This window comes from Paraburkholderia sp. JHI2823 (assembly GCF_038900695.1).
In the GTDB taxonomy this organism is placed as follows: Bacteria; Pseudomonadota; Gammaproteobacteria; order Burkholderiales; family Burkholderiaceae; genus Paraburkholderia; species Paraburkholderia mimosarum.
The window spans coordinates 1-17,244 of record NZ_JAYMRY010000002.1; the positions used below are offsets into that span (position 1 = coordinate 1).

A 17,244-nucleotide genomic window follows, 5' to 3' on the forward strand; every position below is an offset into this window, starting at 1 on the left:
ACCCCGAACCACCCAAGGCCGCTCCACCCCGATGAAGTCCCCCACCGGCCGCAAACCTCGTCCCCGTCTCGTCGCGCGCTTCGTGGCGATCTCGTGGCGCGACCTGGCCGTCACGTTCGGCCCCATCCTGCTCGTGAGCGCGGCGGCCATCTGGCTCGCGGTGCGCCTCATCCAGCCCGCGCCGCCCAACACGCTCACCATGAGCGCCGGCCCCAAGGGCAGCACCTACTGGAACGCCGCCCAGAAGTACAAGGAAATCCTCGCGCGCAACAAGATCGCGCTGACCGTGCTCGAATCGGAAGGCTCGCTGCAGAACCTGCGTCGCGTGGCCGATCCGGACGCTCACGTCGACGTTGCGTTCGTGCAGGACGGCCTCGCGAGCAAGGTGCCCGACGGTCTCGTCTCGCTCGGCAGCGTGGCCTACGTGCCGCTCGTCGTGTTCTACCACGGCCCCGTCGCCACGCGGCTCTCGCAGTTCGCGGGCCAGCGGCTCGCCATCGGCGCGGAAGGCAGCGGCACGCGCGAGCTGGCGCTCACCCTGCTCAAGGCGAACGGCATCGAGCCGGGCGGCTCGACGAAGCTCCTGCCGCTCTCCGGCGAGGACGCCGCGCGCGCGCTCGTGGAAGGCAAGACCGACGTGGCCTTTCTCGCGGGCGACTCCGCGCAGCCGCCGGTCATGGGCCGCCTCATGCGCACGCCTGGCGTGCGCTTTTTCGACTTCACGCAGGCCGACGCCTACGCGCGCCGCTTCCCCTACCTCACGGCCATCACGATTCCGATGGGCGCGTTCGACTTCGGCCGCAATCTGCCTCCCGAGCCGCTGCAGTTCATCGCGCCCACGGCCGAGCTGGTGGCGCGCGACTCGCTGCATCCGGCGCTCTCGGACCTCCTTATCGAAGCGGCCAAGGAAGTACACGGCCGTTCGACGCTGCTGCAGCGCGCGGGCGAGTTCCCTTCGCCGCGCGCCCAGGACTTCCCGATTAGCGCCGACGCCGCGCGCTATTACAAGTCGGGCAAGAGCTTCCTGTACCGCGTGCTGCCGTTCTGGGTCGCGAGCCTAGCCGACCGGCTCGTCGTGTTGCTGGTGCCGATCATCGTCGTGCTGATTCCCGGCATGCGGATCGTGCCGTCGCTCTACGCCTGGCGGGTAAAATCGCGGATCTACCGCTGGTACGGCTCGCTCATCGCGCTCGAGCGCGCGGCCATGGCCGACATCTCGCCAGCCGAGCGGCAAGCGCTGCTGCGCCGGCTCGACTCCATCGAAGAGTCGGTGAACGGCATGAAAATGCCACTCGCTTACGCCGAGCAGTTCTACGTCCTGCGCGAGCACATCGGCTTCGTGCGCGCGCGGCTCGCGGAGGCGCGCGATACGCGGGCCGCCGATCGCGCCGAAAGCGAAGGGGCGCAGGAAGGCGAAAGCCAGGAAGCGGACACAGCAGGCAACGAGGCGAGCCATGCAGAAGAAAGCGGCGGCAACGACACAGGCGAGCGCACGCACTAGCGCCGCCGCACGCATTTTGAACCGGTTGCATACAACAATGGGCCACGCGCACCACGGCCCGGACATAGCGCTAGAGCGGAGGAACAGCATGATCAACGGCATCGACGCCAACCAGCCAACCTGGTTCTACGACTTCGTATCGCCGTTTTCGTATTTGTTGCTGGAGCAGCACGACAAGTGGCCCGGCTTCGACTTCGTGCCGACGCCGGTATTGCTCTCCGAGCTGTACCGCCACTGGGGCCAGCCGCTCAGCTCTGCGATCCCGGCCAAACGCGTCTTCACCTACCGGCACGCGCTCTTTCGCGCCGAGCAGCTCGGCATTCCGTTCAAGATGCCGCCCGCGCACCCGTTCGACTCGATCAAGCCGATGCTGCTCGCCATCGCGGCCGGAGGCGACCTCGCCTGCGTGCGCGAGATCTTCCGCTTCATCTGGCGCGAGGGGCGCGACCCGTCGACCGAAGAGGGCTTCGAGCAGCTTTGCGAGCGCGTGGGCATCGCGCACGGCGAGTCGCTGATCGAAGAAGAAGCCGTGCGCGCGCAGTTGCGCCGCAACACCAATGACGCGATCGCGATGGGCGTGTTCGGCGTGCCGACGTTCTGGATGAACAAGCAGCTCTTCTGGGGCGAGGACGCGTTGCCGATGGTGCTCTACTGCGCGCGCTCGCCGAACTGGCTCGATTCCCGCGAAGTCAGGCGCATCACGTCGTTGCCTTCGGGACTCGCCAAGCGCGCAGCAGAGTAACGGAGTGACGGGCAGCGCGCCCGTCTGATTCCCGGCATGCCGCGCGCCCTATGGCGGCGGCACGCGAGCCGGCTTATGGTTATGGGGTGAATCCGTGCGCGCTTTCGTGTCGATGCGCGCACGCGTCTTTGCCCGCCACGCCCCATGGACGACGATACCGCCCTCTCCCTCGACATCTGGCTGGTGCGCGTGCTGCGCACGCTGCTGGTGGAGCGCAGCGTCACGCAAGCCGCGTTGCGCCTGAACCAGACGCAGCCCGCCATCAGCACGGCGCTGCGCCGGCTGCGCGAGATCCTGGGCGACCCGATACTCGTGCGCGGCAAAGCCGGCATGGTGCCGACCGAGTACGGCGAGTCGCTGCTGCAACACGCGCAGCGCGTGCTGCGCGATGTCGAGTTCGTGGCTACGCCGCACGGCGATTTCGACCCAGCGCGCTCGAAGCGCACCTTTCGCCTCGCCGCCCCCGACTATCTCAACGACTTCTTCATGCCGACGCTCATCGCGCGCTTTCGCGAGACGGCGCCCGCGGCGCGGCTGGAAATTCTCTCGCTCTCGCCAACGCTCGATCACCACGTCGCCCTGGACGCAGGCGAGCTCGACATCGTGATCGGCAACTGGCCGAAGCCCGAAGCGCGTTTCGCGCGCAGCGACCTGTTCTCGGACAAGGTGGTCTGCATGATGCGCGCGGATCATCCGCTCGCGCGCCGCGAGCTCACGCGCGAGGCCTATCTCGCCGCACCGCATCTCGCGCCCACGCCGTACACGGGCGCGCACGCGAGCGCGATCGATCTGGGCTTCGCGAAGGCAAAAGCCGAGCGGCGCATCGTCGCGACGCTGCCCTACTTCGGGCTCGTACCGCAGGTGCTGATGCAGTCGGATCTGATCTTCACGACGACGCGGCGCTTCGCGCAGCATTACGCGAAGCTGCTGCCCATTGCCGTGGTCGATACGCCGTTCGCGTTCCCGCGCATTCGCTGCTACCAGATGTGGCATCTGCAGCCGGACAGGCCCAGCGACGTGGGATGGCTGCGGGCGTTGATCGATGAAGTGTCGCAGACGTTGACGGCCGAGCGCGACGGGAAGCGCCCGGGAGCGAACAGGGCCGCGCGCGCGGCTGGCGACGAGGCGCCTCATTGAAACACGCGCCCGTCTCGCTTCTCGTCCTGCCGCGTTTTTTATCGGCTCGCGCCGTGATGACTTGTTGAGATCGTCCCCCGCCCGGCGACGACCCGGTTCATGTCGTCGATCGAGACCGGTCTCGCGGGCTTCTTCACGATGCCTTTGAGCGACGCAAGCGAGCGCGTGGCCGGAAAGATCTCATAGCGCCCCGTCGCCTCATTGAAACTGAACTCGATCCGGTCTCCCGCCTGGAGGCCAAGCTGGTCGCGCACGTCTACCGGGATCGTGACCTGGCCCTTCGAAGTGATCGTTGCTGCTGTCATAAAGGCACCTCCGAGACGCCTTTACTCTAAGGTAAGGCAAACGGAAATGCCAAGGCAACCGTCGACGCACCACGCCGCCAACGAGACGCGATATCGGCAAGCGTTAGTCGCCGCAATCAGTTGCGGCGACGGCTTGCAGGCGCGGGGTAACACGGCCGCGCATGCCTGTCTCAGCCTCCCTCGAGCGCAACCGTTTTCACAGCGGCCGGACGCTGCGCCACCCGCATCTGCATGAGCTGCGCGGCCACGGCCACCGCGATCGATGAAGGCGCCTTGTCGACGATGCCCGCCACGCCGATCGGACAGGTCATCTCGCCAAGCTGCTCCGCGGCGATGCCACGATCAAGAAGCCGCCGCTCGAACTTCACGCGCTTCGTTTTCGAGCCGATCAGCCCGAACCATGCGAAATCGCGCCGGCGCATGATGTGCTCGGTCAACTCGAAATCGAGCGCGTGATTGTGCGTCATCACGAGGAAATACGCGCCCGCCGGCGCCTCGTCGACGATCGCGGCCGGCGTGTCCGTGGCCTCGATCTGGACGTTGGCGGGCACTTCGTCGGGGAACAGTTCGTCGCGCTCGTCCACCCACTGCACGACGCACGGCAGCATGCCGAGCAGCGTGACGAGCGCGTGGCCCACGTGTCCCGCGCCGAACAGCACGATATGCATGGGCCCGTAGTGCGGCACGGGCGTGCTGCGGCGGCCGATGACCACACGGCCGGTTTCATCGACGCGCACACAATGTTCAGGATGACGATTCATGGTTCGAAACTCCGCGCCTCACGCCGCACCGCGCGCCATGGCCCGCACCGCGCGCACGGCCTTGAGGATCTCCTCGGCGGTGGCGGGCGCATTCATCGGCGGGTTGAACCGGTAGTCGGCCACGCTCGCCACGGCGTCGCGAATTGCGAAAAACACCGAGAACGGCAGCAGGAGCGGTGGCTCGCCCACGGCCTTCGAGCGATGAATGCTGTCTTCCGCATTGCGGTTCTTGAAGAGCTTCACGTTGAATTCGGCGGGCGTGTCGTTCACGGTCGGGATCTTGTAGGTGGAGGGCGCGTGCGTCATCAGCTTGCCGTCCGCCTTCCACCAGAGTTCTTCCGTGGTGAGCCAGCCCATGCCCTGAATGAAGCCGCCTTCCACCTGGCCCACGTCGAGCGCGGGGTTCAGCGAAGCGCCCACGTCGTGCAGGGCGTCGGCGCGCAGCACGCGCATTTCGCCGGTGAGCGTGTCGATCACGACCTCGGAAACCGCCGCGCCATACGAGTAGTAGTAGAACGGCCTCCCGCGCAGCGCCGCCTGATCCCAGTACAGCTTGGGCGTGGCGTAGAAGCCGTCCGACCAGAGCTGCACGCGCGCGAGATACGCCTTCGAAACCAGCGTTTCGAACGGCACGATCTCCTCGCCCACGATCACGCAGTCGTTCGCGAACTGCACGTCGGCGGCATTGACTTCGCCCTTGCCCCACGTGGTCGCCGCGAGCGCGGCGAGGCGCTCGCGCAGCTGGCGCGCGGCGTCCTGCGCGGCCTTGCCGTTCAGGTCGCTGCCCGTCGAGGCCGCCGTGGCCGACGTGTTGGCGACCTTGCTCGTATCGGTGGCGGTGACGCGCACGCGGTCGAACTCGATGCCGAGCTCGTGCGCCACGACCTGCGCGACCTTCGTGTTGAGGCCCTGGCCCATCTCGGTGCCGCCATGGTTCACGAGCACCGAGCCGTCGGTGTAGATGTGAACGAGCGCGCCCGCCTGGTTGAAATGCGTGACGTTGAACGCAATGCCGAACTTGACCGGCGTGAGCGCGATGCCCTTCTTGAGCACCTCGCTGTTCGCGTTGAACTCGCGGATCGCCGCACGCCTTGCGCGGTAGCCGCTCGTTTCGACGAGCTCGTCGATCAGCTCGTGAATGACGTTGTCCTCGATGACCTGGCCATAGGGCGTCTCGTTGTTGTGCGTCTTGCCGTAGAGGTTGCGGCGGCGCACGTCGAGCGAGTCGAGGCCGAGCGAGCGCGCCACGTCGTCCATGATGTATTCGATCGCGAACGCGCCCTGTGGGCCGCCAAAGCCGCGAAACGCCGTATTCGACTGCGTGTTGGTCTTGCCGCAGAAACCGGAAATCGATACGTCGGGCAACCAGTAGGCGTTGTCGAAGTGGCAGACGGCGCGCGTCATCACCGGGCCGGAAAGATCCGCGGAAAAGCCGCAGCGCGAAGTCATGTCGACCGACACGCCTTCGATCGTGCCCGCGTCGTCGTAGCCCACTTCGTAGGTGTAATGGAAGTCGTGGCGCTTGCCCGTCACCATCATGTCGTCGTCGCGGTCGGGACGCAGTTTCACGGGGCACAGCAGCTTCCATGCGGCGAGCGCGGCGCAGCAGGCGAAGAGGCCCGACTGCGATTCCTTGCCGCCAAAACCGCCGCCCATGCGGCGGCATTCCACGAGCACGTTGTGCGAGGCGACGCCCAGCACGTGCGCGACGAGGTGCTGCATTTCGCTCGGATGCTGCGTGGAGCACCACACGTGCATGCCGTCGTCGTCCTTCGGCACCGCGTACGCGATCTGCCCTTCGAGATAGAACTGCTCCTGGCCGCCGAGCAGCATCTCGCCCTCGTGGCGATGCGCGGCGCGCGCGGCACGCGCGGACGCCTCGCCGCGCGCGAGCTTCATCGGCGGCAGCACGGATTGTCCGGCGGCGCGCGCCTGCTGCGCCGTGAGCACCGCGGGCAGTTCCTCGTAGCGCACCTCGGCGCGGCGCGCAGCGAGGCGCGCCGTGTCGTGCGAAGCCGCCACCACGATGAACATCGGCTGGCCGACGTACTGCACGACGCCATCGGCGAGAACCGGATCGTCGTGGATGATCGGGCCGCAATCGTTCACGCCGGGAATGTCCCCGGCCGTGAGCACGGCCACCACGCCCGGCGTCGCACGCACTTTCGCGAGATCCATCGAGACGATGCGCGCATGAGCCTTCTGCGAGAGGCCGAGCGCGGCGTGCAGCGTGCCTGCCACGAGCGGAATGTCGTCGGTGTACGTGGCGCGCCCGCTCACGTGCAGATGGGCGGATTCGTGCGGACGCGAGACGTGCACCTGCGTGAACGACTCGACGGGGTCGTGCGCTTTCAGTTCGTCCAGGAACGGTTCGGCTTGCTGGTTCATTGTTTCGTTCTCCGAATATCTCAGGCCGGTTCCGCTGTCACGTTGCGCACATTGAGCGCCTGCGGCGCGAGCGGATCGTGCGCACGCGTTTCGAGCCAGAAGCGGTACAGCGTGTTCTTCGCGGCTTCGAGGCGGTACTCGCTCGTCGCGCGCATGTCGGAAAGCGGCGCGTAGTCGTCGCCTAGCGCGATCATCGCGGCCTGTACCGTCGCCTCGTGCCATTGCGCGCCGGCGAGCACGGCCTCCGCGTGGCTCGCGCGCTTCGGCGTCGCGGCCATGCCGCCGAACGCGATGCGCGGCTCGCGGATCACGTCGCCATCGGCGATCCAGGCGAATGCGGCGCACACGGCCGAGATGTCCGAATCGAAGCGCTTCGAAATCTTGTAGGTGCGAAACCGCAGGTTCGCGCGCGCGCCGGTGCGCGTGGGCACCTTCAGCGCGAGCACGAATTCGTGCTCCGCCATGTCCTTCTTCTGGTACGCCTGATAGAGGTCTTCGAGCGGCATTTCGCGCTCGATCTCGCCGCCGCGCAGCACCACGCGCGCACCGAGCGCAATGAGGCCAGGCATCGAGTCGCCGATGGGCGAGCCGTTCGCCACGTTGCCGCCGATCGTGCCCGCGTTGCGGATCGGCAGCGAGGCGAAGCGCAGCCACATCTCCTCGAGTTCGGGGTAATGCTTCGCCAGCTCGGCATAGCCGCGCTCGACCGTCACGCCCGCGCCGATCTCGATCCACGCGTCGCTCACCTTGACGTCGCGCATCGCATCGATCTGGCCCACATAGACGACGTCGCCCAGCTCCCGCATCTGCTTCGTGACCCACAGGCCGATGTCGGTGCTGCCCGCGAGAATGCGCGTGGTCGGGCGCTCGGCCTTGATCGCGGCGAGCGCCTCGACGGTGCGCGGCGCATCGTAGCGCTGGCCGCGGTGCTCGTAGTGGAACGTGTCCTTGCGTTCGAGCGTGGCGAGCGTCTGCGCGAGCGCCTTCACGTCGACGGGCTGTTTTGGCGCATCCATCTGGAACATCCGCTCGGCGGCGTCGAGGATCGGCCGGTAGCCGGTGCAGCGGCACAGGTTGCCCGTGAGCGCGTTGGCGATCTCTTCGCGCGTAGGCGCGCTGCACGCGCCCTTGCCCGCGCAGCCGCCCTTGCCGGCCTGGCCGCCGTGCTCGTGGCCATGCTTCTCGTAGAGCGCCCACATCGACATCACGAAGCCCGGCGTGCAAAAACCGCATTGCGAGCCGTGGCAGTCGACCATGGCCTGCTGCACGGGATGCAGCGAGCCGTCGGGCTGGCGCAGGTCTTCGACGGTGAAGAGCGCCTTGCCGTCGAGCGTCGGCAGGAACTGGATGCAGGCGTTGACGGCCTTGAAGCTCACGCCGCCCGCTTCGTCGCGTTCGCCCACCACGACGGTGCAGGCGCCGCAATCGCCTTCGGCGCAGCCTTCCTTGGTGCCGGTGCAGCGCGCGTCTTCGCGCAGATATTGAAGAACGGTGCGCGTGACGCCCGCGTCGCTGACTTCGCGGATCGCGTTGCGGTGATAGAAGCGGATCGGCTGGTTCATGGGTTCTGGCTCGTCGTTGGCTGCGGCTCGCAAAAGGCGTGTGCCGCTCGAGTGGACGCTTCGAAAACTATCACTGCCAATATTGGCAACCCATAGCTACGCGAGCATGGGGGATATATCGCTGGATCGATAAATCCGCGCGCTGTGATGATGCCGCACTTATGTTGGGATGGCTCGATTGCGCGGTTTTCCGGTGGATGTGCGAATAACGGACACGGTCGATTGACGTCGCCTTCCGCACGAACGGTCGGACACAGAGACAGAATCTGCACGAATTGCGGCCAACGTCCCGTGATATCGCGGCATCTTCGAAGGGTAGCGTCCGCCAGGCAGCACACTGGCTCAGCGCGAAACAAGCGCGCTCCGCGTACCCGCACCGCTTGTCCATTTCTGCACGAGAACCGGTTCCATGGGACAATCCCGCCTTTCCCGCCGTTAGCTATCCGCATTTTCCCCATGTCTGCCGATTTGGCGCCCCCGCGCAACGCCGCATCGACGACCCTGCAGATCATCCCGGTCGTCTTTTTCACCTTCCTCTGCTACCTGACGATCGGCATCCCCCTCGCCGTCCTGCCGGGCTTCGTGCACAACGATCTCGGTTTCAGCACCGTGGTGGCGGGCGCGGCGATCAGCGTGCAGTACATCGCCACGCTCTGCTCGCGCGCGCTCGCGGGCCGCTCGGCGGATACGCTCGGTCCCAAGAAAACCGTGACGATCGGCCTGACGATCTGCGGCGCGAGCGGCGTGCTGCTGCTGCTCGGCACGCTCGTCGATCACTGGCCCGGCCTCGCGCTCGCACTGCTCGTCGTGAGCCGCCTGCTGCTCGGGTGCGGCGAGAGCCTGTGCGGCACGGGCGCGATTCTCTGGGGCATCGGCCGCGTGGGGACCGCGCACAACGCGAAGGTCATCTCGTGGAACGGCATCGCCACGTACGGCGCGCTCGCGATCGGTGCGCCGCTCGGCGTGGAGATGGGGCGTTTCCTCGGCTACTGGGCACTCGGCGTTTCGGTCATCGCGCTGGCCGCGCTCGGCTTCTGGCTCGCGCGCCCGATCGCGCCGGTGCCGCTCGTACACGGCGAGCGCATGTCGTACCGCAGCGTGTTCACGCGCGTGCTGCCGCACGGCATTGGCCTCGCGCTCGGCTCGGCGGGCTTCGGCTCCATCGCCACCTTCGTCACGCTGTTCTACGCGGCGCGCCACTGGCCCAACGCGGCGTTCACGCTCACGGTGTTCGGCCTGATGTTCATCGGCGCGCGCCTCCTGTTCGCGAACACGATCAAACGCTTCGGCGGTTTCCGCGTCGCCATCGCCTCGTTCTCGTTCGAGTGCGCAGGCTTGCTGCTGCTCTGGCTCGCGCCCACGCCGCAAATCGCGCTCGCGGGCGCGGCGCTCACCGGCTTCGGCTTCGCGCTCGTGTTTCCGGCGCTCGGCGTCGAGGCGGTCGGACTCGTGCCGCCCGCGAGCCGCGGCGCGGCGCTCTCGGCCTACTCGGTGTTCCTCGATCTCTCGCTCGGCATCACCGGACCGCTCGCGGGCTATGTCGCGAATCTGTTCGGGTATGGCTCGGTTTTTCTCTTCGCCGCGATCGCGGCAGCGTCCGCCGTGGCGCTTTCGGTTTCGCTCCATCGCAAGAGCCTGCGCGCGCGAAGCGCAGGCACCGCGCAAAGCACGGCCGCATCCACCGCCCAACAGGGCGAATAAAGCAACCGCGTGCAGCAGGGGCGGCTCACGGCTGCCGGGATACGCCTTCGTTCTCTTGAAAGCGCTATCAAAGAACGGACGGGAATGCATATTAAATAACATTCAAGCCATTGCCATGTCATGCACAATCATTCTTTTGCATGACATGGAAATTCACGCGCGCTGATTGCCGGCTTGCAAATCAGGTCTAATTCGCAAAGTGCAATTGGCTCACCATCCCATGAAATTTACTGCATACTCGTTGCGATTCGCACGTGCGCGCCCCGCAGCAATGTGTTAGAGCTGGCATGAATCGGGCGAACCCGCTATGCGGAATGGCACCCAATTGAATATGCGATACGCAAAATCGCATTTGTCAATCTATTGCGCACCTTGAGGGTTATTGAATCTGACGTTTGCTGGGACAACATTGTAATTCCCACAAACTGCCAATATGATTTTTACTGGATTATCGAGGTTCCGCTTTTGAGGTTCATTGGCTAGTGCGAGGCGCCAGGCCGCCTCCTCACGCACGTCCGCCAGCAGTCGCAGTGCGCACTCAACCGGTCCACGCATTGAGCATACGAGGCTAGACATGAACCAGATACACGCGATGCGCGTCTTCCTGAGGGTTGCGGAAACTGAGAGCTTTCGTCGCGCGGCACAGCAGCTCGACGTCTCCAACGCGCTCGTCACGCGCTCGATCGCCATGCTTGAGGCGCACCTGAACACGCGGCTCATCAACCGCACCACGCGCAATCTCTCGCTGACGGAGGCAGGCCTGCGATATCTGCAAGGGTGCCGTTGCGTGCTCGAAGAACTCGATCATCTCGAGAACAGCGTCGCGCAGACGGAAAGCGAGCCGAGCGGAACCCTGCGCGTGCTCGCCGCCGGCACGCCTTCGCTGGCCGCGCTCACGCCGCTCTTCGGCGGCTACCGGCGCCTTTATCCGCGCGTGAATGTGCGCCTCACGCTCGCCGAAGGGCCTGTGGATCTCGTTGAAGACGGCTTCGACGTGGCCATCGTCGGCGCCACGCCTGCGCGCCACGGCGCGTTCGTCGAACGCGCGCTGGCCACCACGGCGTTCGTGCCGTGCGCGTCGGCCGCGTGGCTCGCGGAACATGGAGAGCCGCGCACGCCCGCGCAACTCGCACAGTGCCCCGCCGTGGCGCTGCCGCCAGAGGAACGCAGTACGACGTGGCAGTTCGCGCGGCCTGGCGAGCGTGCGCAACAGGTCACCCTGCTGCCCGGCTACACCGTCAACAACGTGCTGATGGTGCGGCTCGGTGCGCTGGCCGGCATGGGCGTGGCGATCTTGCCCGCGCCGCTCGTCGCCGACGACCTGGCCGCCGGCACGTTGCGCAGGCTGCTGCCCGACTACGAGACCGACGACCCCGACACGCGCATGTGCATCGTCTATTCGAGCCGCCAGTACGTGCCTGCGAAGACGCGCTCCTTCGTCGACTATGCGCTCGAGCACTTTGATCGTGCGTGTGCCGGAACCGCTGCTGCGAATGGGACGCCATCGTCATTGAAAGCGGAATCGACCGGCGCGCCGATCAGGCCGATGAGCGTCGCGTGAACCTGCAACGCCCGCGCGTCATGCTGGCGCGCGATGCACACGTTCGATATCGATGCACCAGGGCAGCACGCAGCCGCTAGCGAACACGCCGCTCGCGCCGCCACGAAGCATCAGAACGGGGCGCACGCTCGTCGTCGAAGGTGACCGGGCCCTCGGCCGCGCCACACAGTTCGCGAAGCAGCGCGGCTTCCCGCTCGTGCACTTCCACGGGCAGCCATAGCGCGCCTGCCCACGCGAGGTAGCGCGCACGATGCTGGCCGTTGCGGAACGCCACCACGCCTTCGTGCGCGAGGCCGAGCCAGCCGGCCAGCCCCGTCGTGCGGCGTTTGGAGATCGTCACATAGGGCATTTGCGGCACGCGCTCGTTGTCGGGATCGAGAAATTCACGAATGCCTCGCACCTTGCCGCTATGCCAGTCGTCGACGGGCTTGAGGACGTAGTCGGTGTCGTCGCGATCGGCGCAGACGAGCAGCTTGTGCAAATCGACGATCACGACTTCATGGCGCGTGCCATCGGCTGTGAAGACACGTTTGAAACGCACATGGTCGTACGCGTCGTGGGCGGGCAGCGGGACGGTCCAGAAAGGTCCACAAGCCGGAGACGCCGAGGAATCCGGAAAGGATGCGAGAGGGGACATGGACGTCGATTGCATGCAGGGGGCGGGAAAGCAGTTCACAAGTTGAAACCGGCCTAAGCTACGGATGGACCATGAAATTTTTATGACGAATGCAGGGCGCATCGAGGAGATGCCCATGACCATCGAAACCTTCGGCGAACACGTGCGCATCGAAGTCCAGGAACATGTAGCAATTATCGTGCTCGATCGCCCGGCGCGGCGCAATGCCATCGACAGACCCACGGCGAATGCGCTGGCAGCCGCCTTTACGCGCTTCGAAAGCAATTCCGCCTGGCTCGCGGGCGTGCTGTACGGCGCGGGCGGCACCTTCTGCGCGGGCGCGGACCTGACGGCGCTCGCCGACCCCAAGCGCCGCAACGAAATCCGCGAAGACGGCGGCGGCCCAGGGCCGCTAGGCCCCACGCGCATGTCGCTCAGCAAGCCCGTGATTGCGGCGGTGGCGGGCTATGCCGTGGCGGGTGGGCTGGAGCTCGCGTTGCTGTGCGATCTGCGCGTCGTCGAGGAAGACGCGGTGCTCGGTGTGTTCTGCCGGCGCGTGGGCGTGCCGCTCATCGACGGCGGCACCGTGCGCCTGCCGCGGCTGATCGGCCTTTCGCGCGCGCTCGATCTCATCCTCACGGGGCGCGCCGTCGATGCCCAGGAAGCGCTCGCGTTCGGGCTCGCCAATCGCGTGGTCCCCAAAGGCGGCGCGCGCAAGGCGGCCGAGCAGATCGCCGCGCAACTGGCGGCGCTTCCGCAGGCTGCGCTGCTCGCGGACCGCCGCTCCGCGCTCGACCACAGCGAACTGCCCGATATGGCCGAGGCGCTGCGCCGCGAAGGTGCGCACGGCTATCGCGCGGTGCTCGAAGAAGGGCTCGCACACGCGGCACGCTTCGCGGCCGGCGCGGGTCGCCACGGCGAGCCGCTAGACGAGTAAGGCACAGCGAAAAGAACCGGCTTGCCGGACTGATGCGCCAATGGCCAGCGGTCCGCGGCCGATTCTTGAAGGCGCGCGCGAGACGCACTAGATTGAATTGATCCGCGCCGCAGCCCCCGCTCCTGCCGCGATCCCCCAAGACGTCGAGCACGCTCGCGTCCTGGGCCATCCTCCGACGAACCGCCCCGGCGCCCCTTCCCTGATGCCGCATCACGGGAGAGATCTCATGCCGACGGATCGAATCATCCGCTTCGCGGACTTCGAACTCGACGTCGAGCGCTACCAGCTGCGTCGCGAAGGCGTGCAGGTTCGCCTGGAACGCTTGCCCATGGATCTGCTGATCCTGCTTGCCTCGCGCCGTGGCGAGCTGATCTCGCGCGCGGATATCGTCGACCGGCTGTGGGCCGGCAGCCCCTTTCGCGACACCGATAACGGCCTGAACACGGCGATCCGCAAAATCCGCATTGCGCTTGCCGACGACCCCGCCGCTCCGCGCCATCTCATCACGGTCAAAGGCAAGGGCTACCGCTTCGACGGCATCCTGCCCCCGGTCGCCGAGGCGCACGACGCCAGTCTCGCCGCCGCGCACGACGCGCACGCTTCGCGCGAGCGCGAGCACGGCGAGCACCCCGTACGCATGCTGGTGCTGCCGTTCGCCAACCTCACCGACGACGCGAGCCAGGAGAGCCTGTGCTGCGCGCTCGCCGACGAAATTTCGGTCACGCTCGGCGCGCTCAACCCCGAGCGGGTTCTCACGATCGCGCGGACCACGGCGGCGTGCTATCGCGCGACGCAAAAGAGCATCGGCGAAATCGCGCGCGAGCTGGCCCTCGATTACGTGCTCGAAGGCTCGCTCACGCGCGCCGGGCAGCAAACGCGCATTCTCACGCGTCTTATCCGTTGCGCCGACGAAGTGCAGATCTGGAGCCGCGCGCACGAGAGCGCCACGCAGGGCGCGCTGGAGATCCTCAAGGAGGCGGTCGCCGCGCTCGCTGCGGACCTCGCCTCGACGCTTTCCGAGCAGCAGCGCACGCGGCTCGCGCGGCGCCTGCCCGTCGATCCGGCCGCGCACGACGCCTATGTGCGCGGGCGCTTCTTCTGGTATCGGCGCGTGCATTTCGAGGCGGGTTTTTCCGCGCATCACGGTCTGGGCGGCGAAGACTTCGTGCGCAGCCGCGCGTACTTCGAGGCCGCGCTAGAGCGCGACCCGAGTTATGCGCTCGGCTACACAGGTCTTTCGAACTACTACGGATCGACGGTGGTGCACGGTTTCATCGCGCCCGACGATGGCTGGCCGGTCGCGCGCGCACTCGCCGAAAGCGCGCTCGAACTCGACCCGGACCTGCCCGAGGCGCACCATGCGCTCGCGGCCGTACGTTACTTCTACGATTGGGACTGGGTTCAGGCAGAGGCCGGTTTTCGCGAGGCGTTACGGCGCAATCCGAGCTATCCGGAGGCGCATCGGCTGTACGCGCGCATGCTCGTCGCGGCGGGGCGGCGCGCCGAGGGCGACGCCGCGATGGAGCGCGCCGAGCGGATCGATCCGCTGGCGTTCCAGGGGTCGCGCGCGTTCGGCATGGTGATGTCGGGCAGGCACGCCGAAGTGGTCAACGAATATCTCGCGCCGGGGCACATGGAGCATCCGCCGCTCGTCTATCAGCTGCTCGCCACGGCGTTCGAAGTGAAGAAGCTCTATGCGCAGGCCGTGGACGCCACCGTCGAGGCGCTCGAGCACTGCAACCAGCACGCGCGCGCCACGACGATTCGCGCCCGCTGGGAAGCAGGCGGCTATGACGCGGTGCTGCGCTGGTATCTCGAGGATCTGCTCGCTCGACGGCGCTCGCGGTACACGTCGCCGCTGCTCATCGCCGAAGCCTATGCGCGCGTCGCGCAACCCGACGAGATGTTCCACTGGCTCGAAACCGCGCTTGCCGAGCGCAGTTCGCGGCTATGCGAACTGCGCACCAATCCGTGGTTCGCGCCATGGCGCCCGACCGGGCGCATGCGGCTCATCGAAAAACATATTGCCGGCGGCCCGACGCGCTGAGCGACTGGCGCGGTTCGCGAACGCGTGTGGGGTCGCCGTCCTGCAACGCCAGCATCCCCTCGCTCAGTTGCCGTGATAGAGCCCTTCAGTCAGGGCCTTCTGCTGGCCCGATTGCTGGGAGCGCACTAGATCCTGATAAACCTGCGCGTGCGTGAGCGCGATCGGCGCCCCCGCAGCCCCCGTCGACATGGGCGATCCGCCCACGTCCTGCGCAGGCGGCGGCGCACTGGCCTGCGTCTGCTGATCGCTCTGCGACTGAGCGAGCGCGCTACCTGCGAAGAAGGCGGCCGCAGCGGCCACCGCGATGCGTACGGTATTCATCGTGTTCATGTCATCGCTCCAGGAAGGTCGCGCATGTTCGTGGCCGTCATGCGCGCAACGGACGAGGCCAGGGCGGTGCCATGCCGGCGGGCGGCCCGGACAGGGAAGCTTCGCCGCGCTGGTTCGTGTCGGTATCGTGCTGCGCGCGAGTGCGATGCACCATGCAGACAACCTGTAGAAATCGTCAAGAAATAAGACGAATGGTGGATCCCCGCCGCCCCGGAAAAGCTGTTGTTTTCCCGGCAGCGAAGAAAAGCGTGCCGTATGCGAGGCGTGAGGTTTCAGTACAATTCCGCGTTGACTTAAATGACCACGGCTTCGGGCCTGCCCCGCCGCCGGTCCGCGCCGAGCCCACGCCATGCCCTTGCCTCTCCTCGCCCTTGCCGTTGCCGCCTTTGGTATCGGTACCACCGAATTCGTCATCATGGGCCTGCTGCCCGACGTCGCGCGCGACCTGAGCGTCTCGATCCCCGCGGCGGGTATGCTCGTCTCGGCCTATGCGCTCGGCGTGACGATCGGCGCGCCCATCGTCGCCATCGCCGTTGCCAACGTGCCGCGCAAGCAGGCCCTCATGCGGCTGATCGGCATCTTCATCGTCGGCAACCTGCTGTGCGCGCTCGCGCCGAACTATTCGATCCTGATGGCCGCGCGCATCGTCACGGCGTTCTGCCATGGCGCGTTCTTCGGCATCGGCTCGGTGGTCGCGGCCGGGCTCGTGGCGCCGAACCGCCGCGCCCAGGCCATCGCGCTCATGTTCACGGGCTTGACGCTCGCCAACGTGCTGGGCGTGCCGCTCGGCACCGCGCTCGGGCAGATCGCCGGCTGGCGCACGACGTTCTGGGCGGTGACCGCCATCGGCGTCCTCGCGGCCGCGGCGCTGCAGGTGTGCCTGCCCGCGAAGATCGAAATGCAGAAGGCTAGCCTCGTGCACGAGTTCGGGGTACTGAAGAATCCGCAGGTGCTCATGGTGCTCGGCATGAGCGTGCTGGCTTCGGCCAGCCTCTTCGCGGTGTTCACTTACATCACGCCGATCCTCGAAGACGTGACGGGCTTCTCGCCGCACGAAGTCACCTTCGTGCTGCTGCTGTTCGGCCTCGGGCTCACGGTGGGCAGCACGCTGGGCGGCAAGCTCGCCGACTGGAAGCTCATGCGCTCGCTGCTCACGTTCCTCGCCTCGATCGCCGTGGTGCTCGCCGTTTTCTCGCTGACCATGCACGAGCCGATCGCCGCGATGGCGACGATTTTCGTCTGGGGCATTCTCGCGTTCGCGATCGTGCCGCCGCTGCAGATGCTGATCGTGAACCGCGCGAGCGACGCGCCCAACCTCGCCTCCACGCTCAACCAGGGCGCCTTCAACCTTGGCAACGCGGGCGGTGCGTGGATCGGCGGCGTGGCGATCAGCGCGGGCGCGCCGCTCACGGCGCTGCCGTGGGTGGGCGTCGCAACGGCGTTCGCGGCGCTCGGGCTCACGCTCGTCTCGGCGCAGATCGACCGGCGCGCGCGACGGCGCGTGGCGGTCTCGGGATCGACTTCCTGCGCTTGATGCGCTTCTATGCGTTCCTGCGGGCGGCACGCGTGGCGGTGCCACACCGCGACTGCCCACCGTGAGGCGCGGCTGCGGCAGGCTACGCACGCGCCTGTAGCCGCCCCGTAGTAGCATTGCGG

Annotated in this window: 14 protein-coding genes; 8 read left to right on the forward strand and 6 right to left on the reverse strand. The window is 66.9% G+C overall.

The window, feature by feature from the left end; genetic code table 11:
- Positions 1 to 31: 31 nt before the first annotated feature.
- From VSR34_RS02585 to VSR34_RS02595, 3 genes are all read left to right on the forward strand, one after another.
- A complete protein-coding gene (locus VSR34_RS02585) occupies positions 32 to 1,501 on the forward strand; it encodes a TAXI family TRAP transporter solute-binding subunit (protein ID WP_342961950.1) in 1,470 nt (489 codons plus the stop codon).
- Positions 1,502 to 1,589: 88 nt separating this feature from the next.
- On the forward strand, positions 1,590 to 2,243 hold the full coding sequence (locus tag VSR34_RS02590; protein ID WP_342961781.1) for a 2-hydroxychromene-2-carboxylate isomerase: 654 nt from the start codon (positions 1,590 to 1,592) through the stop codon (positions 2,241 to 2,243).
- 144 nt (positions 2,244 to 2,387) lie between these two features.
- Positions 2,388 to 3,380, forward strand: coding sequence for a LysR family transcriptional regulator (locus VSR34_RS02595; RefSeq protein ID WP_342961782.1), 993 nt, complete (start codon positions 2,388 to 2,390; stop codon positions 3,378 to 3,380).
- Between the two features lie 38 nt (positions 3,381 to 3,418).
- Here VSR34_RS02595 and VSR34_RS02600 read toward each other — a convergent pair whose 3' ends face one another.
- The 4 genes from VSR34_RS02600 to xdhA form a co-directional block, all read right to left on the reverse strand.
- Entirely contained in the window at positions 3,419 to 3,685 is a 267-nt protein-coding gene (locus tag VSR34_RS02600; RefSeq protein WP_342961783.1) for an AbrB/MazE/SpoVT family DNA-binding domain-containing protein, read from the reverse strand.
- Positions 3,686 to 3,855: 170 nt separating this feature from the next.
- On the reverse strand, positions 3,856 to 4,446 hold the full coding sequence (gene xdhC / locus VSR34_RS02605) for a xanthine dehydrogenase accessory protein XdhC (RefSeq protein WP_342961784.1): 591 nt from the start codon (positions 4,444 to 4,446) through the stop codon (positions 3,856 to 3,858).
- A gap of 18 nt (positions 4,447 to 4,464) precedes the next feature.
- On the reverse strand, positions 4,465 to 6,834 hold the full coding sequence (gene xdhB / locus VSR34_RS02610) for a xanthine dehydrogenase molybdopterin binding subunit (RefSeq protein ID WP_342961785.1): 2,370 nt from the start codon (positions 6,832 to 6,834) through the stop codon (positions 4,465 to 4,467).
- 20 nt (positions 6,835 to 6,854) lie between these two features.
- The gene (gene xdhA, locus VSR34_RS02615; RefSeq protein WP_342961786.1) at positions 6,855 to 8,396 is read right to left on the reverse strand and encodes a xanthine dehydrogenase small subunit; all 1,542 of its coding nucleotides are present in this window, start codon (positions 8,394 to 8,396) and stop codon (positions 6,855 to 6,857) included.
- Between the two features lie 456 nt (positions 8,397 to 8,852).
- Here xdhA and VSR34_RS02620 point away from each other — a divergent pair, with 456 nt between their 5' ends.
- Positions 8,853 to 10,097 (forward strand): MFS transporter, encoded by a 1,245-nt coding sequence (locus VSR34_RS02620; protein WP_342961787.1) that lies wholly within the window; start codon positions 8,853 to 8,855, stop codon positions 10,095 to 10,097.
- Between the two features lie 574 nt (positions 10,098 to 10,671).
- A complete protein-coding gene (locus VSR34_RS02625) occupies positions 10,672 to 11,658 on the forward strand; it encodes a LysR family transcriptional regulator (protein WP_342961788.1) in 987 nt (328 codons plus the stop codon).
- A 76-nt stretch (positions 11,659 to 11,734) separates the two neighbouring features.
- On the opposite strand, the gene VSR34_RS02630 is transcribed toward VSR34_RS02625, so the two are convergent.
- Positions 11,735 to 12,295, reverse strand: a complete 561-nt coding sequence (locus VSR34_RS02630) for a hypothetical protein (protein ID WP_342961789.1) — start codon at positions 12,293 to 12,295, stop codon at positions 11,735 to 11,737.
- A gap of 115 nt (positions 12,296 to 12,410) precedes the next feature.
- Between VSR34_RS02630 and VSR34_RS02635 the strand changes: the two genes are divergently transcribed.
- On the forward strand, positions 12,411 to 13,211 hold the full coding sequence (locus tag VSR34_RS02635; protein ID WP_342961790.1) for a crotonase/enoyl-CoA hydratase family protein: 801 nt from the start codon (positions 12,411 to 12,413) through the stop codon (positions 13,209 to 13,211).
- A gap of 226 nt (positions 13,212 to 13,437) precedes the next feature.
- Entirely contained in the window at positions 13,438 to 15,258 is a 1,821-nt protein-coding gene (locus tag VSR34_RS02640) for a winged helix-turn-helix domain-containing protein (RefSeq protein ID WP_342961791.1), read from the forward strand.
- Positions 15,259 to 15,321: 63 nt separating this feature from the next.
- Here VSR34_RS02640 and VSR34_RS02645 read toward each other — a convergent pair whose 3' ends face one another.
- Positions 15,322 to 15,588, reverse strand: a complete 267-nt coding sequence (locus tag VSR34_RS02645; protein ID WP_028209557.1) for a hypothetical protein — start codon at positions 15,586 to 15,588, stop codon at positions 15,322 to 15,324.
- Between the two features lie 349 nt (positions 15,589 to 15,937).
- Here VSR34_RS02645 and VSR34_RS02650 point away from each other — a divergent pair, with 349 nt between their 5' ends.
- Positions 15,938 to 17,122, forward strand: a complete 1,185-nt coding sequence (locus VSR34_RS02650) for an MFS transporter (RefSeq protein WP_342961792.1) — start codon at positions 15,938 to 15,940, stop codon at positions 17,120 to 17,122.
- The last annotated feature ends 122 nt before the right edge of the window (positions 17,123 to 17,244 follow it).